This window comes from Hoeflea sp. CAU 1731, assembly GCF_039888615.1.
Lineage (GTDB): Bacteria > Pseudomonadota > Alphaproteobacteria > Rhizobiales > Rhizobiaceae > Flavimaribacter.
Genome location: NZ_JBDQQS010000004.1, coordinates 132354 through 156452, shown reverse-complemented (window position 1 = coordinate 156452; position 24099 = coordinate 132354). Strand labels below are relative to the sequence as shown.

General features: G+C 57.2%; 21 protein-coding genes and 1 pseudogene. 7 read left to right on the top strand and 15 right to left on the bottom strand.

Annotation, left to right across the window (positions count from 1 at the left end):
- Positions 1 to 14: 14 nt before the first annotated feature.
- The 3 genes and pseudogenes from AAFN47_RS08795 to ccoN form a co-directional block, all read right to left on the bottom strand.
- A pseudogene (locus tag AAFN47_RS08795) lies at positions 15 to 167 on the bottom strand (cbb3-type cytochrome c oxidase subunit 3); the annotation flags it as partial.
- 9 nt (positions 168 to 176) lie between these two features.
- Entirely contained in the window at positions 177 to 911 is a 735-nt protein-coding gene (gene ccoO, locus AAFN47_RS08790) for a cytochrome-c oxidase, cbb3-type subunit II (protein ID WP_499808839.1), read from the bottom strand.
- Positions 912 to 923: 12 nt separating this feature from the next.
- The gene (gene ccoN, locus AAFN47_RS08785; RefSeq protein ID WP_499808838.1) at positions 924 to 2543 is read right to left on the bottom strand and encodes a cytochrome-c oxidase, cbb3-type subunit I; all 1620 of its coding nucleotides are present in this window, start codon (positions 2541 to 2543) and stop codon (positions 924 to 926) included.
- A gap of 226 nt (positions 2544 to 2769) precedes the next feature.
- Here ccoN and AAFN47_RS08780 point away from each other — a divergent pair, with 226 nt between their 5' ends.
- The gene (locus AAFN47_RS08780) at positions 2770 to 3252 is read left to right on the top strand and encodes a hemerythrin domain-containing protein (RefSeq protein WP_499808837.1); all 483 of its coding nucleotides are present in this window, start codon (positions 2770 to 2772) and stop codon (positions 3250 to 3252) included.
- A 90-nt stretch (positions 3253 to 3342) separates the two neighbouring features.
- Here the strand turns inward: AAFN47_RS08780 and AAFN47_RS08775 are convergent, their stop codons facing one another.
- From AAFN47_RS08775 to AAFN47_RS08765, 3 genes are all read right to left on the bottom strand, one after another.
- Positions 3343 to 3867, bottom strand: a complete 525-nt coding sequence (locus tag AAFN47_RS08775) for an RES family NAD+ phosphorylase (protein WP_499808836.1) — start codon at positions 3865 to 3867, stop codon at positions 3343 to 3345.
- Positions 3864 to 4253 (bottom strand): hypothetical protein, encoded by a 390-nt coding sequence (locus AAFN47_RS08770; RefSeq protein ID WP_499808835.1) that lies wholly within the window; start codon positions 4251 to 4253, stop codon positions 3864 to 3866. Before AAFN47_RS08770 ends, AAFN47_RS08775 begins: the two co-directional genes overlap by 4 nt.
- Before the next feature lie 109 nt (positions 4254 to 4362).
- On the bottom strand, positions 4363 to 5094 hold the full coding sequence (locus AAFN47_RS08765; protein ID WP_499808834.1) for a Crp/Fnr family transcriptional regulator: 732 nt from the start codon (positions 5092 to 5094) through the stop codon (positions 4363 to 4365).
- A gap of 241 nt (positions 5095 to 5335) precedes the next feature.
- Here AAFN47_RS08765 and hemN point away from each other — a divergent pair, with 241 nt between their 5' ends.
- Entirely contained in the window at positions 5336 to 6682 is a 1347-nt protein-coding gene (hemN, locus tag AAFN47_RS08760) for an oxygen-independent coproporphyrinogen III oxidase (protein ID WP_499808833.1), read from the top strand.
- 57 nt (positions 6683 to 6739) lie between these two features.
- Positions 6740 to 8353, top strand: coding sequence for a GMC family oxidoreductase (locus AAFN47_RS08755; RefSeq protein ID WP_499808832.1), 1614 nt, complete (start codon positions 6740 to 6742; stop codon positions 8351 to 8353).
- On the opposite strand, the gene AAFN47_RS08750 is transcribed toward AAFN47_RS08755, so the two are convergent.
- Positions 8354 to 11302: an ATP-binding protein gene (locus AAFN47_RS08750; protein ID WP_499808831.1), complete on the bottom strand. Its 2949-nt coding sequence runs from the start codon at positions 11300 to 11302 to the stop codon at positions 8354 to 8356.
- Positions 11303 to 11715: 413 nt separating this feature from the next.
- On the opposite strand from AAFN47_RS08750, the gene AAFN47_RS08745 reads away from it, so the two are divergent.
- The gene (locus AAFN47_RS08745) at positions 11716 to 12021 is read left to right on the top strand and encodes a hypothetical protein (RefSeq protein WP_220226734.1); all 306 of its coding nucleotides are present in this window, start codon (positions 11716 to 11718) and stop codon (positions 12019 to 12021) included.
- A 10-nt stretch (positions 12022 to 12031) separates the two neighbouring features.
- Positions 12032 to 13942, top strand: a complete 1911-nt coding sequence (locus tag AAFN47_RS08740; protein ID WP_499808830.1) for a RiPP maturation radical SAM C-methyltransferase — start codon at positions 12032 to 12034, stop codon at positions 13940 to 13942.
- A gap of 57 nt (positions 13943 to 13999) precedes the next feature.
- On the opposite strand, the gene AAFN47_RS08735 is transcribed toward AAFN47_RS08740, so the two are convergent.
- The 7 genes from AAFN47_RS08735 to aptA are packed head-to-tail and all read right to left on the bottom strand — an operon-like array spanning position 14000 to position 21697.
- Positions 14000 to 14983 carry an ABC transporter substrate-binding protein gene (locus AAFN47_RS08735; RefSeq protein ID WP_499808829.1) on the bottom strand — a complete coding sequence of 328 codons (984 nt, stop codon included), beginning with the start codon at positions 14981 to 14983 and terminating at the stop codon, positions 14000 to 14002.
- A gap of 26 nt (positions 14984 to 15009) precedes the next feature.
- A complete protein-coding gene (locus tag AAFN47_RS08730; RefSeq protein ID WP_499808828.1) occupies positions 15010 to 15870 on the bottom strand; it encodes an ABC transporter permease in 861 nt (286 codons plus the stop codon).
- Positions 15867 to 16763 (bottom strand): ABC transporter permease, encoded by an 897-nt coding sequence (locus tag AAFN47_RS08725; RefSeq protein WP_499808827.1) that lies wholly within the window; start codon positions 16761 to 16763, stop codon positions 15867 to 15869. Before AAFN47_RS08725 ends, AAFN47_RS08730 begins: the two co-directional genes overlap by 4 nt.
- Positions 16763 to 17560: an ABC transporter ATP-binding protein gene (locus AAFN47_RS08720; RefSeq protein WP_499808826.1), complete on the bottom strand. Its 798-nt coding sequence runs from the start codon at positions 17558 to 17560 to the stop codon at positions 16763 to 16765. The genes AAFN47_RS08725 and AAFN47_RS08720 overlap by 1 nt, the downstream gene beginning before the upstream one ends.
- Before the next feature lie 36 nt (positions 17561 to 17596).
- A complete protein-coding gene (hydA, locus tag AAFN47_RS08715; RefSeq protein WP_499808825.1) occupies positions 17597 to 19051 on the bottom strand; it encodes a dihydropyrimidinase in 1455 nt (484 codons plus the stop codon).
- Positions 19052 to 19108: 57 nt separating this feature from the next.
- Positions 19109 to 20356 carry a Zn-dependent hydrolase gene (locus tag AAFN47_RS08710; RefSeq protein ID WP_499808824.1) on the bottom strand — a complete coding sequence of 416 codons (1248 nt, stop codon included), beginning with the start codon at positions 20354 to 20356 and terminating at the stop codon, positions 19109 to 19111.
- Positions 20357 to 20377: 21 nt separating this feature from the next.
- Positions 20378 to 21697 carry an omega-aminotransferase AptA gene (aptA, locus tag AAFN47_RS08705; protein WP_499808823.1) on the bottom strand — a complete coding sequence of 440 codons (1320 nt, stop codon included), beginning with the start codon at positions 21695 to 21697 and terminating at the stop codon, positions 20378 to 20380.
- A 255-nt stretch (positions 21698 to 21952) separates the two neighbouring features.
- On the opposite strand from aptA, the gene AAFN47_RS08700 reads away from it, so the two are divergent.
- Together AAFN47_RS08700 and AAFN47_RS08695 are read left to right on the top strand one after the other, a co-directional pair.
- Complete coding sequence (locus AAFN47_RS08700; protein WP_499808822.1) at positions 21953 to 22588, top strand: TetR family transcriptional regulator C-terminal domain-containing protein; 636 nt, start codon at positions 21953 to 21955, stop codon at positions 22586 to 22588.
- A 293-nt stretch (positions 22589 to 22881) separates the two neighbouring features.
- The gene (locus tag AAFN47_RS08695; RefSeq protein WP_499808821.1) at positions 22882 to 23034 is read left to right on the top strand and encodes a hypothetical protein; all 153 of its coding nucleotides are present in this window, start codon (positions 22882 to 22884) and stop codon (positions 23032 to 23034) included.
- Between the two features lie 51 nt (positions 23035 to 23085).
- On the opposite strand, the gene AAFN47_RS08690 is transcribed toward AAFN47_RS08695, so the two are convergent.
- Entirely contained in the window at positions 23086 to 24018 is a 933-nt protein-coding gene (locus AAFN47_RS08690) for a DMT family transporter (protein ID WP_499808820.1), read from the bottom strand.
- Positions 24019 to 24099 lie beyond the last annotated feature (81 nt).

Sequence of the window (24099 nt, the reverse complement as noted above, 5' to 3'; positions counted from 1 at the left end):
TCGTTCTCGTCCGGAGATTCGTCGTCCTTCAACGGAATCTCGGCTATCTTGTCCGCTTCTTTTCTGCTGCCGGGCCGGAAGGTGTAGATAATCACCCCGACAAAGACCAGGAACAGGAAGAGAAGCCCCCAACTGTCTGCGAAAGTTCGCATCGACTGATAATCCATGACGATCCCCTAGCGGTATCCCGAGGTTGGATCGTACGTGGAAAAGTCGACCAGCGTGCCGAGCATCTGCAGATAGGCTATGAGCGCATCCATTTCCGTCAACCGGCCAGGATCGCCGTCGAAATCCGCGATCACCGCTTTCGGGTACCGTTCCTCCACGCCGGCTGTATCGGCGTCCGGATTGGCCTGAGCGATCAAGTCGGCGTAAGCGTTTTCAAGCATCTCGTCCGTGTAGGGAACGCCCACAATCCTGTTGGTTTTCAGGTGACTCTCGATGTCCCGAATTTCGAGCTCTTTATCCAGCAGGAAACTGTAGCTCGGCATGATGGATTCCGGCACCACCGAACGCGGCTCGATCAGATGCTGGACATGCCACTCGTTGGAATAGCGTGCGCCGACTCGCGCCAGATCCGGACCGGTGCGCTTCGAGCCCCACTGGAACGGATGATCGTACATCGATTCAGCTGCCAGCGAATAAGGTCCGTAGCGTTCGACCTCGTCGCGGAACGGCCGGATCATCTGGCTGTGGCAGACATAGCATCCCTCACGCACGTAGATGTCGCGACCGGCGAGCTCCAGCGGCGAGTAGGGCCGCATGCCTTCCACCTTTTCGATGGTGTTCTGCAGGTAGAAGAGAGGCGCGATTTCGACGATTCCGCCGATCGTAACCACAAGAAGCGAGCACACCAGCAGCAGCGTTGCGTTGGTTTCGAGAATTTTGTGCTTGTCGAGAAAAGATGACATTGTTCAGACCCCTCAAGCCGGTTGCGCTACCGGCTGGCTGCCGGGAATGGGTGTTTCCTGACGCTGGTGGCCAAGGATAGTCATGGCGACGTTGTAGGCCATGACGATGCCGCCAGCGAGATAGAGCAAGCCTCCGAGCGTACGCACGATGTAGTAGGGCTTCATGGCCGCCACGGTTTCAGCGAAGGAGTACACGAGGAAACCCTGGCTGTCGTATTCGCGCCACATCAGACCCTGCTGGATGCCGGCGACCCACATGACGGCCGCGTAGATGACGATGCCGAGCGTGGCGAGCCAGAAGTGCCAGTTGACCATTCTGAGTGAATACAGCCGTTCGCGATGCCACAATTTCGGAACCAGGAAGTAGACGGCGCCAAAGGAGATCATGCCAACCCATCCAAGCGCGCCGGAATGCACATGGCCGATCGTCCAGTCTGTGTAGTGGCTGAGGCTGTTGACGGCCTTGATGGACATCATCGGTCCTTCGAAGGTGGACATGCCGTAGAAGGCGACCGCGATCACCATCATGCGGATGATTGGATCGGTGCGGATCTTGTCCCAGGCCCCGGACAGCGTCATCAGACCGTTGATCATGCCGCCCCAGCTGGGCATCCACAGCATGATGGAAAACACCATGCCGAGCGTCTGGGCCCAGTCGGGCAGCGCCGTATAGTGCAAGTGGTGCGGCCCGGCCCAGATGTAGAGGAAGATCAAAGCCCAGAAGTGGATGATCGACAGGCGGTAGGAATAGACAGGACGGTTGGCCTGCTTCGGGATGAAGTAATACATCATGCCGAGGAATCCCGCGGTGAGGAAGAAGCCTACGGCGTTATGGCCGTACCACCATTGTGTCAGCGCGTCCTGAACGCCTGAAAAAAGCGAATAACTCTTTACGCCCAGAAGCGACACAGGCACTGAAAGATTGTTCACCACATGCAGCATGGCGATGGTGACGATAAAAGACAGGTAGAACCAGTTCGCCACATAAATGTGCGGCTCCTTGCGTTTCAGGATCGTCCCCAGGAACACGAGGAGATAGGCCACCCACACAATCGTCAGCCAAAGATCGACATACCATTCCGGCTCCGCATATTCGCGACCCTCTGTGATGCCGAGCAGATATCCGGTCGCCGCCATAACGATGAATAGCTGATAGCCCCAGAATACAAACCAGGCGAGATTGCCGCCGAAAAGCCGTGCGCGGGTGGTTCTCTGGACTACGTATAAGGAGGTTGCAATCAGCGCATTTCCGCCGAAGGCGAAGATTACGGCCGAGGTATGCAGGGGACGAACCCGACCGAAGTTGAACCATGGCTCGATATTGAGATCCGGGAAGGCGAGTTGAGCCGCCGCCACAACACCGACCAGAAACCCGACAACACCCCAGAAAACCGTAGCTATCGTTCCAAATCGGATAACGCCGTCCATATAGCCGGAGCGATCCTGAGCGATGACGGCGACGCCGTCCTCGGTGAATGTCGTCATCCGCAGGAGCACGACGACCGTACACAGGAGCACGAAGAACAACACCCACATATGTGCGGCGAACAGGCTGTCCTGCGCGAAAGCCGCGCCCAGCAGCGCCAGGAACGCCCCCACGGCTATGATGATGGTTTCCGTTGCGAAATTCATGTCCGTCCCCTGTCAGCATATTAATGCCCGGCGGCTCAATAAGCCTCCGGTAACGCCGGTCTTACCCTTCCAACGACGCGCTGCATTGATCCTGATCAAAGCGCGCTATCTCGCAGCGGGGCAGATTCGTGTCGTGGTGGGTTTCGAACCATTCTAAAGTCTTTGCCCAAATCAGCGCGCCTGGCAAGGGTCCCACCGGCGATTGACAGGGAGAACGGTGCAGCGGATGAGCGCTCTAGAATTTCTGACGAAAGGAGCGAAAAGCCTCGAGGCCGCGAAGTCTGACCCTGCCATAGCACTTGCCATGGTTCATGATCTGCAGATGGAACTGTGCGACACTCTCGAAGCGATCGCCGACCTGCTTCCTGACCGGCATGACAGGCGACAATGCGCGGAACTGTCGCGAGCTCTTGTTCCGATGATCATTCGAATGCACCGCTTCGAGGAAGATGTGCTATTTTCAACCGCTTTGCATCGATCCTCAGTAGCCGAACCCGTTTCCCGGGTGATCAAACGGTTTCGCGGGGAGCACAGTGAAGATGAATTCCGTATGGAGGAACTCTCGGAATTGCTGTGCGAACTCGGCCGCGAACGACAACCGGAGAATCCGGAAGCCGCTGGTTACCTGCTGCGCAGCGTTTTCGATGCGGTCCGCCGGCATTGCGCCTATGAACGGGAGTATCTTTCGAGTTTGCTGGAGGACCATTAAGTCATAGCCTCGTAAATCGACGCCGGAAGAAATCGACGAACACCCATCAGTTCAACTCCGGATAAACGTCTCATCTTCACCGAAATGGATCTATACCCAGGACGACTGGTCCCTGGGAAGCTGACCATCTGGGTCGTGGACTTCAACAGCATCAACGCTTGTCAGATTTGCAGAAAAAATAACCAGGTTTATTCCACCTGCATGGCGGAGCGACGGAAAGAGCAAGCCGCGCATTCCAGATGAGATGATGCTGTCCGCTATCTTCCAAGATGGCGGTATCTTTTTATCGATGCGGGCAAGCTTCCGCCATTGGCAATCCCAATCCCTCCAGGCAATATCCCAGTGATCCGAATTGTAGCCTTCCGACAGGTCGACGACTTCCGCCAGCGTAATCTTGTAGGCCGCAAGAGTAGCGGGCGGTGTAATGCTCGCACCCTGGCGATATTCTTCAAGAGCTGTTTGCGGAGCTTTAGAGAGATAGAGGGCTTCGACGCCTGGCCGGTTGAAACGGCCACCGTCAATGGCGGCGCCGGCTCCGCTCGTTGGTAGAAAAGCCCATCGCGGCGTAAGGTATCGATGGAAAATTACACCCGGACCGATACGAGTGGTTTTCACCCGCGAGCCCCGTTCTCCAAGTCTCGAATATAGGTGAGAACTGCTTCGGAATGGCCATCCGCGACAAGTTCCGCCGCCGTCAGGTGATCGTATTCATCGATTGGTTCGTTTCGATACCAATAGATGGCCTTCTGAAGGTCGCCAGTCAGCCGTGCTGCAGCAGAAATCACTTTAATCATCTCCCGCATCCTGCTCTGTAGACGCTCTGACGACGGATTACGCAGTGTATTGCGATGAACGCCTGTCAACTCCGCCAGGCCTGCGACCTTTACACCGAGAACCTCAGAAAACCGCGAGGGCGAGATATAAGGCGTCCGCGGTTCCTGGAGGCTGTCCACAAACTTTGAAACGACGATATGAGCTGATTCTGCGCCAGATTGTGCCATGTCAAAAACCCACACTTTTCATGCACAATATATGCACAAATTCTAGCATATCAAGAAGACATCATGCCATTGGCACCCCACCTTCGTCAGAAGAATTTCGCGCAGCCGTTCAATCGACCTGAGCGCGCCAGGCCAACCGTTCGATATCCGGCACCGTAATGTGGCGATTGTTGACGATCTGGATAACGCCGTCCTTGCGCAGTTTGGTCAACTGGCGGCTAACGGTTTCGATTGTCAGGCCCAGAAAATCGGCGATATCGGCGCGGGTCAGAGGCAGATCGAAGGTCAGTATTTCATCTTCGACGGCGCCTGGTTCGACGTGTGAGGCGATCATGTAGAGGAAATTCGCCACCTTCTCGGCCGCCGTCTTGCGGCCGAGCGTCAGCATCCATTCGCGCGCCTCGTCAAGCTCGGCCAGCGCCTGCTCATGCAGCTTGTGTTCGAGATCCGGCGTTTCTCTGATCATCTTGTCGACGATCGACCGCGGAAAGCTGCACAGCTTGACGTCGGTCGTGGCCTCGGCCGTGGTCTGGCTAGACGCGCGGAATGGTCGCCCGAGGAAATCAGGGGCGAATTGCAATCCGACGATCTGCTGGCGGCCGTCGGGCAGCATCTTGGTCAGCTTGACCACGCCTGACAGAATGTTGTTGTAACTGGAGACATTCTCCGAATCTGACATGAGTTCAACGCCCGCCTCAACGGATTTGCGGACGGAATTTTTCGATAGATACGTGAGTTGATCCGCTGAAAGCGATCCGCATACACCCTTGTGTCTGGCCTCGCAGGCTTCGCACAAAACGGGAATATTCGAATTGTGGATGTCTTTGCGCTGTCCACTCATAACGACTGCCGCTATCCCTCACAGCCGGCCTCCCGATCGCATCATTTCGCGATTTCTATTGGACCAGCATATTCATTGATTCTAATTTGCAGCTTCCCGGCGTCAAATTCAAAGAAAATCGTGACGGCAAATTGCCACAAGGCAAGCTTGCCGACCCTAAACTTGATCGGAATCAAAGCCTGACAGCCGATAATCTGGCATCACCGCGCCAACGACAACTCCGTCGCACAGGGTTCGGCAAATGCATACAGAGATACCGAAACGCTTCGCAGGCATGGCGCCACGCTATACCAGTTATCCGACAGCGCCGCATTTTCACTCGGGAGTCGACGAGGCCGTCCATGTGCGATGGCTCTCTGAACTCGCGCCTGACATTTCGCTTTCGCTGTATGTCCATATCCCCTATTGCGACCGCCTGTGCTGGTTTTGCGGCTGCGCCACCAAACAGACAAACCGGTACGACCCGGTGCGCAAGTATCTTGAGTTCATCAAGCGGGAAATCGCCTTCACCGCCGCGAAGATTGATGGCGGGGCGCGTGTGACGCGACTGCATTTCGGCGGCGGATCGCCTACCATGCTGACGCCGGAAGATCTGATCGATCTGACCCGGCATTTGCGCTCGCATTTCAATTTCGAATCCGACGCTGAAATCTGCGTGGAGATCGATCCAACGGACATGACGCCGGACAAGTGCGACGCAATGGCCGAGATCGGCCTGACGCGCGCCAGCCTCGGCGTGCAGGATTTCGATCCGGAGATTCAGAAGACGATCAATCGCATACAGACTTTCGAAGAGACCGCGGAAGTTGTATTCGCGCTGCGCGCCCGAGGCGTGAATTCACTCAATCTCGATCTGCTTTACGGCCTGCCGCTCCAGACACTCGAAACGGTTCAAAGAAGCGTGGAGCTCGCCATATCACTGGTACCCGATCGGCTGGCGTTGTTTGGCTATGCGCATGTCCCGTGGATCCGCAAGCATCAGACGATGATCGACGAAAACCTATTGCCGGGTCAGGAGCAACGTCTTGACCAGGCGTCGCTCGCATCCCGCCTGCTGCAGGATGCGGGATATCAGGCGATCGGCATAGACCATTTCGCGCGACCTGACGACACCTTGGCGGTCGCGGCGCGCGAAGGCGGGCTCAAGCGGAATTTTCAGGGCTACACGAATGACGAAGCAACCGCCCTTCTGGGTCTTGGCGCATCGTCCATCAGTCAGTTGCCGCAGGGCTATGCACAAAACAGCCCGGCGACCGCCGACTATATGCGGCGGGTCGATCAAACCGGCCTTGCGACAGTGCGCGGTTTCGAATTGTCTGCGGACGACAGAGCGCGATCCTGGGTCATCGAACGCCTGATGTGCGATTTCGGCTTCGAAGAGGCGGCGCTGAAAGCCAGGTTCGGCGCTTTGTCGCTCCCCATTTTTCGGCAAGCGGCGGAACTCGCCGCATCGGAGGGTACGATTTTCAGGTACGAGGAAGGCTTTTATCAAATCACCAGCGAGGGCCGTCCCTTTACCCGAATGATTGCGACACAGTTCGACAGCTATTTCGGCAAGGGCCCCGCCCGGCATTCAGTGGCGGTCTGATCCTCGGCGCTTGCCAAGCTACGCCTTCTGGAGGACCATGCCTTCGGGAGGGACGATATGGACCACTTCGACTACGTCATCGTCGGCGGAGGGTCGGCGGGCTCTGTGCTTGCAGCGCGTCTGAGCGAAGACCCGGGAACTACGGTTTGCCTCCTGGAAGCCGGCGGCGACTGCAAGAGCATTCTCGTTCGCGCGCCGGCCGGACTTGCCGTCATGGCGCCGAGCAAGCCCTTCAGAATCAACAACTGGGCCTTCATGACGGAGCCGCAGTCAGGTCTCGGCAATCGCCGCGGTTATCAGCCGCGCGGCAAGGGACTGGGCGGAAGCAGCAGCATCAATGCAATGCTCTATATCCGGGGCCATCCGTCAGATTACGACTCCTGGGCGTCAGGCGGCTGCGAAGGCTGGTCTTTCGCGGACGTGCTGCCCTATTTCAAGATTTCGGAAGGCAATCAGCGCGGAGGCGACGCCCTGCACAGCGCCGAAGGACCTCTGCAGGTCTGCGACCAGCCTTCGCCACGGCCTGTCACGCAAGCCTTCATCGAGGCCGGACGCCAATGCCAGATACCCTACAACGATGATTTCAACGGACCGTTGCAGGAAGGTGTCGGATACTATCAGGTCACTCAATTTGGCGATGGCGAAAGAAAAGGAGAACGGTGTTCGGCCGCCAACGCCTATCTCGATCCGGCGCTGACACGATCCAATCTCGAGGTGCGGACCAAGTCGATAGCGACGGAAATCGTATTCGAAGATGGAAGGGCGACCGGCGTACGATACCAAAGGCGGGGGAAAGAAACGCAGATCCGGGCCGATCGTGAGGTCATTCTGTGCGGCGGCGCTTTCCAGTCGCCGCAATTGCTGATGCTCTCGGGTATCGGCCCGGCGGAAGAACTCAAACGCCACGGCATAAAATTACGGAATGATCTGCCGGGAGTTGGCCAAAACCTGCAGGACCACCTCAATTTTCCGATGATTTCCCGCAGCGCCTCCACGGACATGTTCGGCTATTCCCTGGCGGGAGCGATCAAGCTGGTGTCGGAAGCCATGAAGTGGCGAAAGACCGGCACGGGCATGGTCACTTCGCCGCTTGCCGAAGGCGGCGCCTTTCTGAAGACCGATCCCGGTCTCGACCGCCCGGATGTCCAACTCCACTTCGTGATCGGCATCGTCGACTGGCACGCCAGAAAATTCCATACAGGACACGGGTACAGTTGCGATGTTTGCGTTTTGCGGCCGAAGTCCCGCGGGACCGTGACCTTGAGGGAAAGAGATCCGTACTCGGCGCCGCGCATCGACCCGCGCTTTCTTTCTGAAGACGACGATCTGGAGGCGCTTGTCGCCGGCGCCCGTCAGGCAATCGCCATCTGTGAGGCCCCCGCCCTCGCCGCTTTTCGCAAGAGCGACCTCTATCCGTTCAGCAACCTTTCGGACGACGCCCTGCGAGAATCGATCCGGCAGCATGCCGATACGATCTACCATCCCGTTGGCACCTGCCGCATGGGAACGGACGCGTCGGCTGTTGTCGATCCTCAATTGAAAGTGCATGGCGTTGGAAATCTGCGCGTGGTCGACGCGTCCGTCATGCCCACAATTATCGGTGGCAATACAAATGCGCCGACGATCATGATCGCCGAAAAGGCGGCTGACATGATCACCTCGGGAAAATGATTATATTCTCGGCAGTTGCAATACCTGCTTCACAGCTTCGCCTGTGAAGCGTTTCGCCTCTTCTCCCCCCGCTCTGGCGTGGGCGAGCGTGACGTCCGCGACGATCTGGGCGCGGAATCCCTTGTATCCGTTCTTCTCGCACAGCGGCATCACTTGCGCCAGCGTTTCATCCAACCGGTCGAAGCGGCCCTCCAGGCACAGCATTTCAATCTGCGCCGCCATCAACCAGGCCCTGAACGCGTCAATGTTTCTCTGCTCGGCAATCGCAAGCGCGGTTTTCGCCGTGTTGCGCGCTGCGACGAAATTGTCTGCATTGGCATAGGCGCGGATAAGCGGCGCTGCGGAGAATGCACAAAGAACCTCCAGACCGGCGTCCTTGCTGCGGTTGAAAGCGCCGCTCAACCAGCCGATCGCCTCCTCAGCTTCCCCTTTTGCGATATGCAGCAGTCCTTTCGAAACGGCTGAGAAGCTGGCGTCGTAGCTTGTTCCGGTTTCCTCCGCGATTTCCAGAACGATGGCGATTTCCTCTTCGGCCAGCCGAATTTCGTCGAGGGCGACAAGAGCGTTCGCCCGCGTCGCAAGCCCGAGCACGGAAACGGAGCCGTTGGTGCTGGGCGAAGCTCCCCGAAATTCTTTAAGAAACAAATCGCGATAGCGACCCGTGATAACGACAGCTCTCTGAAAATCGCCAGCGAACCAGTAGGCCTGCCCGAGGCCGAAGGCCGCATAGGCCGAATGCAGCCCGTCATCGGCGGAATTTGATTGCTCCAGCGCGTCGTGCCCCGCCCGGATCGCCTCATCGGTTCCCGAAAGGACGGTGAGCAAAATCGTCCTGTCGACCATCGCGTGCATTCGTGAACTGTGGTCGCCCACCTGCAAACTTAGTTCCTCGATTTCCTCGGCCACGTCGAGGATGCGGCGAAAATCTGCAGACGGCACCATCGCCACTCGTTTCCTGCGACGGATCTCGATGCCGAGCCGAGCCGCCGTTTCGCTTTCCTTTTCCTTCGCCAGGCAAGACAGGGCGGAATTGAAATTGTAGATCGCACTGTCGAACGCCGCACGATCAATTGCGATATTGCCGCTGTCGAGATAGCCACGAGCGGCGGTCATCCATTGTTCGCCGAGTTCCGCGTGTATGGCCAGTGTCTGGAGGAGACCCGGATCGCGACCGGGATCAAGCTGGCCGATTGCCTCAACGACATCGCGATGAATGCGGCGTCGGCGCATACGCGGCATGCCATTGTAAGCCACCTGCTGTATCAGCGCATGCTTGAACCGGCAGGTCTTGTCATTCTGACGATGGAGCACGCCATGATCGATTAAAGTCCCGATCAGCACGTCAACATCCTTCGCGCCATCTCCGAGCATGGCGACAAACAGCTCAAGCGGCAATGTATTGCCTATCACCGCCGCCAATTGAACGGCCTTGCGCTCTTCCGGCGACAGAGCGTCAAGCCGCTGCGCAATCAGCGATTGGACGGATGTCGGCAATTGCAGCGAAGTCAGTTCGAGTTTTTCGTCTGACAGACCGACGTAGCGATCAATAGCGCCTTTCTTGCGGAAATGCAGGCTGAGTTCCTCGATGAACAGCGGCGTTCTGTCACCGAATTTCTTGATGATTTTCTCGAGCGTCGGGCTTTGCGCGAAATCACCCAGGATATTCTCCAGAAACCGGTTGGTCGATTTCTCGTCGAGAGGCAGGAGATTGATCTTCTCCACCTCTCCACCGCCGAACGCAAGGGCGTCGCGCGAGAGGATGAGAAAAAGAGCCCGGTTTCCGCGCCAATGTTCGAGCATGTATTTCAGAAATTGTCGCGTGCCCTGATCGGACCAGTGAATGTCCTCGAAGAGAACGACCAACGGCGACGTCGCTGACAGTTTTCCCAACACCGAGCTCAGGCTGCTCAAGACATAGGATGCCTTTTTCTCGGAGCCAAGCTCCACCCATTTCTGATCCGCGACGATCAGCCCGAATACCGACAGCAAGGCGTTGCAGTGCATCGGATCGTCAGCGAACTCCGTCTCAAGAGCGTCATGCAGGATGCTGGTCGCTTCGGAGAGGCTGCTGCGGGTGTTTATGCCGAGAATGCGCCCGAGTTCGTTGATGACCGGCAGAAAGGCGACATGTCGGTCAAGCGAGCTGGAAGTAAAATCCAGCGTCGTGTGCGGACCAAGCAGGCGCTGGTCGAGAAATTCGTGCACCAGACGGGACTTGCCCACACCCGCCTCGCCCTGAATCGCTATCCAGCTTCTTGCGCCATCGCGAACAAGGTCCCAGGCTGCGTTAATCCGCGCGAGTTCATCTTCCCGACCGACAAAGGCGGAAAGGCCGAGACTGGTTCGATGATCCCAGCGCGAGACTGTCTTGTCGCGAGAGGTCACTTCGTAGATCCCAGTTGCGTCTTTTACGCCTTTGAGATCCTTTTCACCGAGCGCGATCGTGTTGAAAAGATTGCCGATGACCTCCTGTACGGCCCCGGAGATCGCAACCGTGTTCGGACGCGCGGATTCCTCGATACGTTTGGCCACATGGACGGTGGAGCCCGCCACTGCAAGTTCCTCGACATTGGAATGGTGGATGGTTCCGACCAGGACTTCGCCGACATGAATGCCGATCCTCAGATCGACGCGGTCGGACCCAAGTTCGTTCAGGTTTTTCAAGACCGCCAATCCGGCATGCACCGCTTTCAGCACGTGGTCTTCATCAGCTTTCGGGAGGCCAAAGAAGGCGATCGCGCCGTCTCCGGTATTGCGCGTCAAGGCGCCGAAGGATTCGCATACCTCCATGATCAGCCGGATCACCGGAGTGGTCTTTTCAAACGCTTCCTCCGGATCCAGGTCATAGATGAGTTCGGTTGACTGGACGATGTCGGCGAAAAGCACCGAACAGAAGCGACGTTCCGTCGGCTCCATATTGACTGGAATCTTTCCATCAGAGATGGCCATGGCGCCCACCACGCGATTGGCGGATCGGCGGATAGCCGTCCGCGTGCGCCTTCGACAAGAACTCAGGCCAACGATTTGCGATCTGACCCACAATCATCTCCAAGTTCGTGATTGTGACCGAACAGACTTCACTCCCGGCATCCCGCAATTTCAATGGCGCGCAATTCAATCGGAATGCGCGTGATCGCCTCCGTAATTTCAACTTACATATGGTATTTCTCAAAATCTACAGACTAGCGATTGCCGTGGCGTGATATACAGCCTCTAATTGGCTATATTTGCGATCATCTACAAAAGGTTAGGTTTGTCATCACTGCATTAATAGACATCATTACAATAAAGGAATACAGTTACTTCATCCACTTGAAATAACTCCGCGTTTATTCAAGCAACGCAAGCAACAGGGGGACGTCATGGCCGAGGCAACACACCACAAACATCCGTTGAAACTAGAGGATGTTCAGACCATCCTCGGACGCCTTATGATTGACGAGAGTTTTCGCAGCAAGTTTCACAGCGATCTCGACGGAACGCTTGCCTCTCTTGGTCTCCATGCCCCTGACGATCCGAAGAAAGACAGTGACGCCTATGATCTGATGAAAAAGATCCAGGGCATTCTGAAGGACACAGGCGAGCGCAAGACCGAAGACATCATGAAGGATCTGCGATCGGCCTATCTGGCTTCCAGTGACGGGGTGATCCGCCCGAGATGCATGTAACGCAGACCCGATGTCCAGGCCTTCGCCAGGCGCCAGGGTATCGCTCGTCTCGCTGCCGTTTTCTTCGCTCCAACATCCCAGTCTGGGGCTCAGCCTTCTGGCGACGCGCTTGCGGGAAGAGGGCTATGACTGCGGCATAGACTATTTCAGCTTCGATTTCGCCGAAACCATCGGCCTCGACAGCTATGCTCTTCTGACAGACGAGAAGTTTTACCAGTCGTTCCTTGGCGAGTGGATATTCTCGTCGCTCGTCTTTCCGCGGTCGGATGAATCGGACATTGCCTATTTCAACGACGTACTGTCGCACTATGCCAGATCACTCGAGTATCTTGTCCTAATGAGCGACGCGATCCGGGCGCGCCAGGCGGCAAGTGACTTTATCGACAGGTGCGTCGACCGGATCGCAAGCCAGGACCCGGCGATCATCGGAATCTCGACTTCCTTTCAGCAGACAGCCGCATCGCTGGCCTTCGCGCGCCGGGTCAGAGGCAGATTGAAAAATTGCTGGCTTGTCTTCGGCGGCGCCAATTGCGAGTCCGAACTTGGACGCAAGCTTCTCGGGAACCACCCGGAAATCGATGCTGTCTGCCTTGGCGAGGGAGACGAGGTGTTTCCGGAACTCGTCCGGCGGATTATTTCCGAAGAACCAATTGTCGAGCTTGACGGCGTCGTGACGCGCCATGATCCGCCTGACGCGTCGCCGTCGCAACCGCGACTCGTGACGGATCTCGATACGTTGCCTATCCCTGATTTTTCGGATTTCTATACGCAGCACGGTCAAATCAGCGAACTCCGCGAGATCAGCCCTGCCGTTCCAACGATCGAGACCTCGCGCGGCTGCTGGTGGGGAGCAAAGCACCATTGCACGTTTTGCGGCCTAAACGGACTTTCCATGGCGTTCAGGAGAAAATCCGCCGATCGCGTGTTTCACGAGTTCAGTTTTCTCGCCGACCGGTACGGACCGGATTTCGTGGTTGTCGACAATATTCTCGACCACCGATTCTTCGACGAACTGCTGCCGCGGTTCGCGGAGGACGATCGCGAATTCCTTATGCATTTCGAGGTGAAGGCCAATCTCACCTGGGATCAGGTCAGCGCCCTGTCACGAACCGGCATCCGCAAAATCCAGCCGGGGATCGAAAGCCTGAGCACGGATGTGCTGAAATCGATGCGAAAGGGCACGACACTGATCCGCAATATCCAGATATTGAAACTATGCGCCGAGGCCGGGGTCTATGTCGACTGGAGCCATCTCTACGGTTTCCCCGGGGAAACAGCAGAGCAATACGCGGCGATTGTCGACGTCATTCCGCATCTACGACACCTGCAGGCCCCTGCCGGCTGTAACAGTGTGCGGGCAGACCGCTTCAGCCCGTATTTCAACGATCCTGAAGCATTCGGCATCAAAATCCGCCCAAACAGCGCCTACCCCTATATTTATTCAGGAGATGACGTCTGCGTCGACGATTACGCCTACCACTACGACATCGTGAACCCGGTCCACGACGCGGACCTTGAACAGGCGGTCGAGGCAATGAAGACAGCGATCGCCCATTGGCAATCCGAACAGGAAACCAGCCTGCTATGCTTCGCCAACGGAACGCAGTCCCGCGTCATTGACGAAAGGCGCGGCGATGCGGTGGTTCACGCGCTTGACCCGCTTGAAACCGCGATCCTCGCCGCCTGCCCCAGCATCAGTTCCTTCGAAAAGATCGCCAAATCCGCCAACGTGAACATGGACGATGAGGATTTTCGCGATGCTGTCGCGTCGCTTGCCAACCGGGGCCTGCTGATCGTGGAAGGCAATGCTGTCCTGTGTCTCGTGTTGCGCATGCCGGGATTCAGGACGGCGCCGAACTGGGACGAGATCAGAACGCGGTCCGTCACACCCTATTCCGCCTTTGCCGACGCGCATTCCTGAGGCCATGAAAAAGGGGGCCGAAGCCCCCTTGGACAACAATCGAGAAAAACGGTTGGCTTACATGCCACCGGTGATCTTGTCCGTATAGGCGCCTTCCGGCTTCTTGGTGATCACAGGATCGGAACCGCCTGACAGCAGCGAGTTGACCGTGCGCTCATAGTCGGCCGGGTCAAGCGAACCGTCGGAATCGGCGGTCAGCTTGGCGATTTCGCCCATCATCCGCTTCTGGTGCTTTTCGGTCTGGGCGCCGGTCTCATCAAATTCGAGAACGATTTCGGCGGCTTCATCCGGATTCTCCTCGGCATATTTCCAGCCTTTCATCGAAGCCTCGACAAAGCGCTTGAACATGTCGACCTTCGCCGCGTCGTCCAGATCGGCTTCCATGACATAGAGGCCGTCTTCGAGAGTCGCGACGCCCTGGTCCTCGTATTTGAAGGTGATCAGGTCTTCCGGCGCGATGCCGGCGTCAATGACCTGCCAGTATTCATTGTAGGTCATGGTCGAAATGCAGTCAGCCTGCTTCTGCAGCAGAGGATCGACGTTGAAGCCCTGTTTCAGGACCGTCACGCCGCCATCGGAACCGTCGGTCGGAATGCCGAGCTGGCTCATCCATGAAAGGAACGGGTACTCGTTACCGAAGAACCAGACGCCAAGCGTACGGCCCGGAAAGTCTTCAGGAGACTCGATGCCGGTTTCCTTCAGGCAGGTCAGCATCATGCCGGACTTCTTGAAGGGCTGGGCGATATTGACAAGCGGAACACCCTTTTCACGCGACGCCAGAGCAGATGGCATCCAGTCGACGATTACGTCAGCGCCGCCGCCGGCGATTACCTGGGCCGGCGCAATGTCCGGACCGCCCGGCTTGATCGTTACGTTGAGGTCGACTTCGTCGTAGTAGCCCTTCTCCTTAGCGACGTAGTAGCCAGCGAACTGGGCCTGAGTGACCCATTTCAGCTGGAGGGTCAGATCGTCCGCAGCAAGCGCCGATCCGGCGGCCAGGCTCATGGCGAGCCCCATCGTGGTTGAAATCAGTTTTTTCATTCTTTCAGTTCTCCTTTGGTGGTTTCTCAGTTTCTGTAGGACGGATGCCAGAATGTCACAGTTCTCTCGAGCAGCGCGATGAGCCCGTAGGACAGGGATCCGGCAAGAGCCGCTACAAAAATCTCAGCCCAGACCATGTCGATGTTCATCCGGCCGACTTCGGTCGAAATGCGGAATCCCATACCGACAATCGGGGTTCCGAAAAATTCGGCCACGATCGCTCCGATCAGCGCCAGGGTCGAGTTAATCTTCAGGGCATTAAATATAAAAGGCATTGCTGCTGGCAAGCGCAATTTCAACAGTGTTTGCCAGTAGTTGGCTGCGTAGGTCCGCATCAGGTCGCGCTCCATGGCGTTGCTTGCCTCAAGCCCGGCGACCGTATTCACCAACATCGGAAAGAAGGTCATGACGACGACAACGGCGGCTTTCGACGGCCAGTCGAACCCGAACCACATGACCATGATCGGCGCAATGCCCACGATCGGAAGCGCAGCGACGAGATTGCCCACGGGCAAAAGACCCTTGCGCAGGAATGGCACCTTGTCGACGACGATCGCCGTGGCAAAACCGAAACCGCAACCCATGACGTAGCCGGCAAGCACCGCTTTCAGGAAGGTCTGGTAGAAATCGGCCCACAATATATCGGTGGACGCGGTGATCCTGACCCAGATGACCGACGGCGCAGGCAGAAGCACGCCCGGTATCTCGAACCCCTTGGCGAGACCTTCCCAGATGGCGATCAAGGTCACGCCGAAAAGAAGCGGTATCAGCAGGTTGATGGCGCGCGCAGCAATCACATTCTTCGGCGAGAGCTCCGCCAGTCTCGTATTGATGAACCAGGCGACCATCCAGAAAAGCGCAACGCTGATGATGATGGAATAATTCATCGCGCCATACCCATGTTACGCATGACGATCCGAGAGACGATATCGACAGCCCACACCAGAATGGCGGCGAGGACGGCGGCGCCGATGAGCGCCGTCCAGATCTGGATCGTCTGACCATAATAGGATCCGGTCAACAGCCGCGCGCCGAGCCCAGCGACGGCTCCTGTCGGCAATTCGCCGACAATGGCGCCGACCAGGCTGATTGCAACCGCAATTTTCATGGACGTAAACAGGAACGGCACCGCAGAAGGCCAACGCAACTTGAAGAAGATTTGCGCCTGCGTCGCGTTGTAGGTGCGCATAAGATCCATGTGCATCGTGTCAGGCGAACGCAGCCCCTTCACCATGCCCACCGCCACAGGAAAGAATGACAGATAGGTCGAGATCATCGCCTTCGGCAACAGGCCTGATATGCCGATCGCATTGAGGACGACGATAATCATCGGCGCGATGGCGAGAATCGGCACTGTCTGGCTTGTGATAATCCAGGGCATCAGGCTCTTGTCGAGCACCCTTGAATGGACGATTGCAACGGCCAGCCCTATGCCGAGCAGCGTGCCCATCAAAAAACCGAGCAAGGTGGACGATAGCGTCACCCAGCCATGGTAGACGAGACTGCGTTTCGAAGTAATCTTCTTGTTGACCGTCGTGTCCCACAATTCCGTGGCGACCTGGTGAGGCGCGGGAAGCACTGGCCGTTCCTGGGCCAGGGTCTTCGCAACCAGATCGCGGGTCGAGATTTCCGTACCCGCCCGCGCCGCCTGATCAAGCTCGAACTTCGAGTTCAACAGCACTGCAAAACCGTACCAGAGCATCAAAATGACCAGTACGACGACGCCGACCGGAAGAACCCGATCCAGAAAAAAGCCCGATACACCTTGCCTTTCGGTCATCAGCTTTCCGACGGCTCCCGGTCATCATAGGAGTGCCCCAGTCTCAGCCCTTCGCGCACACGATGGGCGATTTCCAGAAACTTCGGCGTCTCGCGGATGTCGAGCGGTCGGTCAGCGCCGAGATCGCAATCGATGATTTCGTGAATGCGGCCCGGCCGCGGGCTCATGACCACGATCTTTGTGGACAGAAACACCGCCTCGGGGATTGAGTGGGTGACGAAGACGACCGTCTTTTGTGTCTGCGCCCACAGCTTGAGAAGCTGTTCGTTGAGATGATCGCGCACAATCTCGTCCAGCGCGCCGAAAGGTTCGTCCATCAGCAGCATGTCGGGATCGAAAGACAGCGCGCGAGCAATCGACGCGCGCTGCTGCATGCCGCCGGAAAGTTGCCACGGGAACTTCTTCTCGAAACCGGACAGGTTCACCAGTTCGAGATTGCGTACGATGCGCGCCTTTCGCTCGGATCTTGCGACGCCCATAACTTCCAGCGGCAAGGAGATATTGCCGTGGATTGTGCGCCACGGATAAAGCGCCGCCGCCTGAAACACATATCCATAGGCGCGTGCAAGACGCGCTTCTTCAGGCGTAACGCCGTTGACCAGAATCGTGCCTCCGGTCGGCTGTTCAAGATCGGCGATAACCCTGAGCAAGGTTGTCTTGCCGCAGCCGGAAGGCCCGATCAACGAGACGAACTCGCCATTTTTGATCGTCAAATCAATGTTTGAGAGCGCGTGCACCGGCCCGTCATTCGTTTCGAATGTCAGGTTCAGTCCCTTCGCTTCGATCACCGCGTTCATAAGCGCCATCCTGCAGCGATATCAGCCTGCATGCAATCAGACCCCACTCGGAGGAATGCCTGTCCGTTCAACCGGACGCGGCGCAACCAGTTCTTTCCAGGTCGACAGGGCCTTGTTGACGGCCTGAAAAGGCTCACGTTTGACGAACTTGCCGTGACCTTCCTCCGTGCGGACCTCGCCGTCATAGATCGCGACTTTTCCGCGCGTCAGAGTAAAGCGTGGCAATCCCTTGACGTGCTTGCCTTCAAAGACGTTGTAGTCGATCGCAGATTGCTGTGTTCCGGCGGAAATCGTCTTTTCCTTGTTCGGATCCAGAACCACGATATCCGCGTCAGCGCCAACCATGATCGCGCCCTTCTTCGGATACATGTTGAGTATCTTGGCGATGTTGGTCGACGTGACGGCGACGAACTCGTTCGGGGTCAACCGTCCAGTGCTAACGCCATAGGTCCACAGCATCGGGAGGCGATCCTCGAGGCCGCCGGTTCCGTTCGGGATCTTGGTGAAATCGCCGACGCCATATCGCTTCTGATCCGTGGTGAAGGCGCAATGGTCTGTCGCCACAACCTGCAGGGAACCGGCTTGCAATCCGGCCCACAGCGAATCCTGGTGTTTCTTGTTGCGGAAGGGCGGGCTCATCACCCGGCGGGCGGAATGATCCCAGTCCTTGTCGAAATACTCGCTCTCGTCGAGCGTCAAATGCTGGATCAGCGGCTCGCCATAGACGCGGATGCCGTTCTGGCGCGCGCGCCGGATCGCCTCATGAGACTGTTCGCAGGACGTGTGCACGATATAGACCGGAACGCCGGCCATATCGGCGATTATGATGGCGCGGTTGGTGGCCTCGCCTTCGACTTCCGCCGGACGCGAATAGGCGTGGCCTTCCGGTCCGTTGTTGCCCTCGGCCAGCAGCTTCTGCTGCATGGTGGCGACGACATCGCCGTTTTCCGCATGGACAAGCGGCAGGGCGCCCAGCTCGGCGCAGCGCGAGAACGACGCGAACATCTCGTCGTCATTGACCATCAGCGCACCTTTGTACGCCATGAAATGCTTGAACGTGTTGATGCCCTTGTCCCGGACGACGGCCTCCATCTCGTTGAAGACCTGTTCGCCCCACCAGGTGATCGCCATGTGGAAGGAATAGTCGCAATTTGCGCGCTGCGACTTGTTGTCCCAACGGTTGATCGCTTCGAGCAGAGACTGGCCGGGATCGGGCAGGCAGAAATCGACGACCATGGTCGTTCCGCCTGCAAGGGCGGCGCGTGTTCCGCTGTCGAAATCGTCGGTGGAATAGGTTCCCATGAACGGCATTTCGAGATGCACATGAGGATCGATGCCTCCCGGCATCACATAACAGCCCGCTGCATCGAGGGATTCGTCACCGCTGAGGTCCGGTCCGATTTCGACAATCTTGCCGTCTTCGATCTTGACGTCGGATTTGTACGTCAGGTCGGCGGTGACTATCGTCCCGTTCTTGATGACTGTACTCATGTTGGATGATCCTTGTCTGGTAATCTGTTGTGTTCGCAAAAATCAGCGCCGTGACGCCTACTCCACGATCTCGGCGGTTTCGACGACGGCGTGGAACAGCACGTCGGTTCCGGCCCGCGCCCATTCGGGTGAGATTTCCTCGTCCTCGTTGTGGCTGAGACCGTCGACACAGGGGCACATGACCATTGAGGTCGGTGCAACGCGATTGATCCAGCAGGCGTCGTGACCGGCGCCCGAGACGATATCCTTGTGGGAGTATCCCAGTCGTTCCGCCGCGTCCCTGACCGCCTTGACGCAGTTTTCGTCGAAGGTCACCGGATCGAAATGGCCGGTAGCCTCGATTTCGATTTCCAGCCCCAAATCCTTCGCGATCGCCGGCGCTTCAGACTCAAGCCGCGATTTCATTCCATCGAGAATATCCTGATCAGGCGAGCGGAAGTCGATAGTGAACACCACCTTGCCCGGAATCACGTTGCGCGAATTTGGATAAACGTCGCAATGACCGATCGCGCCGACGGCGTTCGGCTGGTAGCTCATGGCTATCTCGTGCACGAGTTCGGTGATGCGCGCCATGCCGAGCCCGGCGTTGCGTCGCATCGGCATCGGCGTCGAACCGGTATGCGCGTCCTTGCCGGTCAGCGTCACCTGTAGCCACCACAAACCCTGGCCATGCGTGACAACGCCGATATCCTTGTTCTCGGCTTCGAGAATCGGCCCCTGTTCGATATGCAGTTCAAAAAAGGCGTGCATCTTGCGAGCGCCGGTCTCTTCTTCGCCAAGCCAGCCGATACGTTTCAGTTCGTCGCCGAAATTCTTGCCTTCGTGATCCTGGCGGCCATAGGCCCAGTCCTGTTCATGCATGCCGGCAAAGACGCCGGAGGCCAGCATCGCAGGCGCAAAGCGCGTGCCTTCCTCGTTCGTCCAGTTGGTGACGACGATCGGATGCTTCGTTTTAATGTTGAGGTCATTGAGGGTCCGGACGATTTCCAGCGCGCCGAGAACACCAAGAACGCCGTCATACTTGCCGCCTGTCGGTTGGGTGTCGAGATGACTTCCGACATAGACCGGAAGTGCATCGGGATCAGTTCCCTCGCGGCGGAAGAACATCGTTCCCATCTGGTCGACGCCCATGGTCATGCCTGCGTCCTCGCACCATTTCTGGAACAGCTTGCGGCCTTCGGCGTCTTCGTCAGTCAGCGTCTGACGGTTGTTGCCGCCACGCACGCCTGGGCCAATTTTCGCCATTTCCATAAGAGAATCCCAGAGACGATCTCCGTCGATTCTCATATTGCTCGTCAATGTCATGGAGCGTCTCCTGAATGTTTTTTAGTCGAGTGCTTTCAGGACGCCGCCAAGCGTGTCGACGATGAAATCGATATCGGATTTCTCGACGATCAGGGGCGGTGAAAGCGCAATGATGTCGCCGGTGGTTCGGATCAGCAATCCTTTGTCGTAGGCGTCGAGGAAAGCCTGAAAAGCGCGTCGCGTCGGCTCTCCTGCGATCGGCTCCAGCTCAACCGCGCCGACAATCCCGATGTTTCGGATGTCGATGACATGCGGCAGCCCTTTAAGCGAATGCAGACCATCTTCAAAATACCCGGCAAGTTCGGCGCCGCGCGTGAGCAGGCCCTCTTCCTGATAGGTTTCCATCGTCGCGATGCCGGCTGCCGACGCCATCGGGTTGCCGGAATAGGTGTAGCCGTGGAAGAACTCGATGACGTGCTCCGGACCAGTCATGAACGCGTCATGGATCTCGTTCTTCACGAACACGGCGCCCATTGGAATGACGCCGTTGGTCAGACCCTTGGCCGTGATCATGATATCAGGCACGACGCCGAAATAATCCGCGGCGAACGGCGCGCCCAGACGACCATAGCCCGTAATCACCTCGTCGAAAATCAGCAATATGCCGTGCTTGTCGCAAATCTCGCGCAGCTTCTGCAGGTAGCCTTTCGGTGGAACGAGCACGCCGGTCGATCCTGCGACGGGCTCAACGATAACGGCGGCGATGGTCGAGGCGTCATGCAGTCCGATGATCCTCTCCAGTTCATTGGCCAGTTCTACTCCGTGTTCCGGAATCCCCCTTGTGAAGGCGTTGCGCTGCAGGTCATGCGTGTGGGGCAAATGATCGACGCCGGTCAGGAGCGTGCCGAACATCTTGCGATTCGGGACGATGCCGCCAACGGAAATGCCGCCGAAATTAACACCATGGTAGCCACGTTCGCGCCCGACCAGCCGGAAACGCGACCCGTCGCCCTTCGCGCGGTGATAGGCGATGGCCGTCTTGAGCGCAGTCTCAACCGATTCGGACCCGGAGTTCGTGAACATGACGTGGTCGAGCCCGGTCGGAGACATGGCGACGAGTTTCGATGCGAGTTCGAAGGCTTTGGGATGACCCATCTGGAACGCCGGGGCATAGTCCAGCTCTCCCGCCTGCTGGCGAATCGCCTCGACGATTTTCGGGCGATTGTGACCGGCGTTAACGCACCACAGACCAGACGTCGCATCCATTACCTGACGACCATCGGACGTCGTGTAGTGCATCCTGTCGGCGCTGACGAACATGCGCGGATTCTTCTTGAACTGCCGATTTGCAGTAAACGGCATCCAGAAGGCATCAAGATTGTTTGTGGCTGAAATATTCATGGATCCAACCTCGATTATAGGCAGAGAACTCTGCCGTTTCACAATGAATCGGCCCGCTTCCCGTCGTCAAACGAAAAAACTTGACTGATTGGTCAAAATGTAGGCTAGAAGAGCGTGTAGAGACGGTCAAGGGCTTTGTTGAAGAGGCGAGGCACAACCGTGTTTTGGACGTTCCCGGCACGTCGTATTCGCGCCGTTTCGGGCGTCGAGGAGGAGACTGGAAGCCGGCCTGAAGCGCCGCCGCCACGGGACTGAATGACACAGACAAAAACAAAGACAACCCGAATTCAGGAAATTAATCGCGGCATAATCCTGGACGCTGCGCTTGAAGTATTCTCAGCCTACGGTTTCCGTGGGACGACTATCGATCAGATTGCAGAAAAAGCGGGCATGTCCAAGCCCAACCTGCTCTATTATTTTCCGCGCAAGGAAGAGATCTATGTCAACGTGCTGGAAAAGACGCTCGACGACTGGCTGACGCCGTTCCGTCATATTGACCCGAAGGGCGATCCGTTGGACGAAATGGCGAAATATATCATCGCTAAGCTGAAACTGTCAGAATCCCGGCCCGAAAGTTCACGGGTCTTCGCCAATGAAATCCTGCACGGGGCGCCAGCGATCGGCGACTTCCTGCAAACGCATCTCCGGCAGATCGTCGATCGCAAGATCGCCGTCATACGCACATGGATCGATGAAGGCAGACTTGCTCCCGTCGATCCACATCATCTCATCTTCATGATCTGGGCCACGACCCAGCACTACGCCGATTTCAAGGTGCAGATCGGCGCGGTTGTGCCTGACAGGGTTGAGGACGAGAAATTCTACGAAGAGACCGCCGCCGCGATCATCACCATTCTTTTCAACGGGATCAGACCGCGTCAGGATTACTGATACAAGCGGCCCCATTACACAACTTTAATTTGAATAATTGCTGAGCGATTTCCACCTGTATCCTGTCACACAAACAGGAGGACAGGAAAATGTTCAAATCCTTTGCAGATAGCAGAATCCGTAAAAACACACGTGAGATACGGGGCATACTGTCAAAGTCGCCTCGCCTTTCCGAACGCGACGTCTCCCGCCTGCAACAACTTGACTGGAACTTTCACTTCTGGAATCGGCTCGCCTGAGCGGACGCCACTTCGGACCGCTTGGCTCAATCAATCTATGCAGGAGATTCTACGATGTACGTAACACTCGAAGAAAGCCGCCATCGCGAAAATACGGGGCAAGGCAAGCCCGCCTCTCCGAGACCGATTGAACGGCCATCAGGAGACGAGCACTATCTGGACAAGCTCGAGAGGATCAATCATTTCCGCAAACGGCTCTCATGGTGATCTCGACAGGCTGTTGCATCTCAAAGCTTGCAGCAGCCGGCATGAGCAGCTTCACAGGTCCGGAGCGACAGCAATCACCAGCAGTCCGGCGAGGATGACAAATGCACCGGCAAGGATTGACAGATTCGCCCAGCCATGGCCGAGCATCCCTTCGTACAAGATGACAAATACAGGCGTCATTAAGCCATAGGTCAGAACCTTCGACGCCGGCAGGCGAACGGACGAGAACTGAACCAGGAAGAACGTGACCGCTGTGGTCATTGTCGCAAGATAGACAATGCTGATCCAGGCGATCGGCGGAAGCGCAGTCCAGTCGGTCGCGAAAACATCGTCAAATCCATACAGGAAAATCACCAGAAACGTCGCCGCGGTCGTCCAGTAGGTTGTGAGCAGGATCGGTTCGCCGCGATTGAATTTTTTGACAAGCGGCGCATAGGCGGCGTGGCACATACAGCCAAAAAGAAATAGCAACTCGGTATAGCCGATATCGAAGGCCAGAATGGCCTCCAGATTGCCCCCGAAGATCACCCAGACCGATCCGCTGGCCGCCAGCAAGATGGATACGAGAACGATCGGACGCGTCGTCTGACGCAGAAAAAGATAACCGAAACCGGTGCTCATCAAAGGGGTCAGGGTAAATACCGCGCCGGTTTCAATAGGGCTGATGGTCTTGAGCGCAATGAACATCGTGACGAAATAAACGGACATCAATGCGCCGAGTACAAGAAAACGCCAGCCCGCCTCTCGTGGCAACGACAATCGGCGCAGTCCCATCAAAACGATCGTGGCCATGACCAATGTCCCCAGCAGGAACCGCATGGCGTTCAAAGCCACCGGATCCACATGGGGGGCGGCGAGCGCGCCCAGAGAGAAGGACCAGGCGACGAGAGCCGCGAACAGGATCATCGCCGCGTGGCCAAGCAGCTTCTGCCGGCCTTGCGCGAGTTCATCGACGGCGAAGGATCGCGCGCTGTCCGTTTTCAAGATCGATCCACTCCCCGTCTCAAGGATGCTGTTTGCAGCGCCGACCCATTAGACGCCCGCCGCCGGACCGGCAACCCCGGA

Excerpts from the sequence above, each read along its gene's own strand:
- ccoO (WP_499808839.1), bottom strand. The coding sequence starts at position 911 with ATGTCATCTTTTCTCGACAAGCACAAAATTCTCGAAACCAACGCAACG.
- ccoN (WP_499808838.1), bottom strand. The coding sequence starts at position 2,543 with ATGAATTTCGCAACGGAAACCATCATCATAGCCGTGGGGGCGTTCCTG.
- AAFN47_RS08780 (WP_499808837.1), top strand. The coding sequence starts at position 2,770 with ATGAGCGCTCTAGAATTTCTGACGAAAGGAGCGAAAAGCCTCGAGGCC.
- AAFN47_RS08770 (WP_499808835.1), bottom strand. The coding sequence starts at position 4,253 with ATGGCACAATCTGGCGCAGAATCAGCTCATATCGTCGTTTCAAAGTTT.
- AAFN47_RS08765 (WP_499808834.1), bottom strand. The coding sequence starts at position 5,094 with ATGAGTGGACAGCGCAAAGACATCCACAATTCGAATATTCCCGTTTTG.
- hemN (WP_499808833.1), top strand. The coding sequence starts at position 5,336 with ATGCATACAGAGATACCGAAACGCTTCGCAGGCATGGCGCCACGCTAT.
- AAFN47_RS08755 (WP_499808832.1), top strand. The coding sequence starts at position 6,740 with ATGGACCACTTCGACTACGTCATCGTCGGCGGAGGGTCGGCGGGCTCT.
- AAFN47_RS08750 (WP_499808831.1), bottom strand. The coding sequence starts at position 11,302 with ATGGCCATCTCTGATGGAAAGATTCCAGTCAATATGGAGCCGACGGAA.
- AAFN47_RS08745 (WP_220226734.1), top strand. The coding sequence starts at position 11,716 with ATGGCCGAGGCAACACACCACAAACATCCGTTGAAACTAGAGGATGTT.
- AAFN47_RS08740 (WP_499808830.1), top strand. The coding sequence starts at position 12,032 with ATGTCCAGGCCTTCGCCAGGCGCCAGGGTATCGCTCGTCTCGCTGCCG.
- AAFN47_RS08735 (WP_499808829.1), bottom strand. The coding sequence starts at position 14,983 with ATGAAAAAACTGATTTCAACCACGATGGGGCTCGCCATGAGCCTGGCC.
- AAFN47_RS08730 (WP_499808828.1), bottom strand. The coding sequence starts at position 15,870 with ATGAATTATTCCATCATCATCAGCGTTGCGCTTTTCTGGATGGTCGCC.
- AAFN47_RS08725 (WP_499808827.1), bottom strand. The coding sequence starts at position 16,763 with ATGACCGAAAGGCAAGGTGTATCGGGCTTTTTTCTGGATCGGGTTCTT.
- AAFN47_RS08720 (WP_499808826.1), bottom strand. The coding sequence starts at position 17,560 with ATGAACGCGGTGATCGAAGCGAAGGGACTGAACCTGACATTCGAAACG.
- hydA (WP_499808825.1), bottom strand. The coding sequence starts at position 19,051 with ATGAGTACAGTCATCAAGAACGGGACGATAGTCACCGCCGACCTGACG.
- AAFN47_RS08710 (WP_499808824.1), bottom strand. The coding sequence starts at position 20,356 with ATGACATTGACGAGCAATATGAGAATCGACGGAGATCGTCTCTGGGAT.
- aptA (WP_499808823.1), bottom strand. The coding sequence starts at position 21,697 with ATGAATATTTCAGCCACAAACAATCTTGATGCCTTCTGGATGCCGTTT.
- AAFN47_RS08700 (WP_499808822.1), top strand. The coding sequence starts at position 21,953 with ATGACACAGACAAAAACAAAGACAACCCGAATTCAGGAAATTAATCGC.
- AAFN47_RS08695 (WP_499808821.1), top strand. The coding sequence starts at position 22,882 with ATGTACGTAACACTCGAAGAAAGCCGCCATCGCGAAAATACGGGGCAA.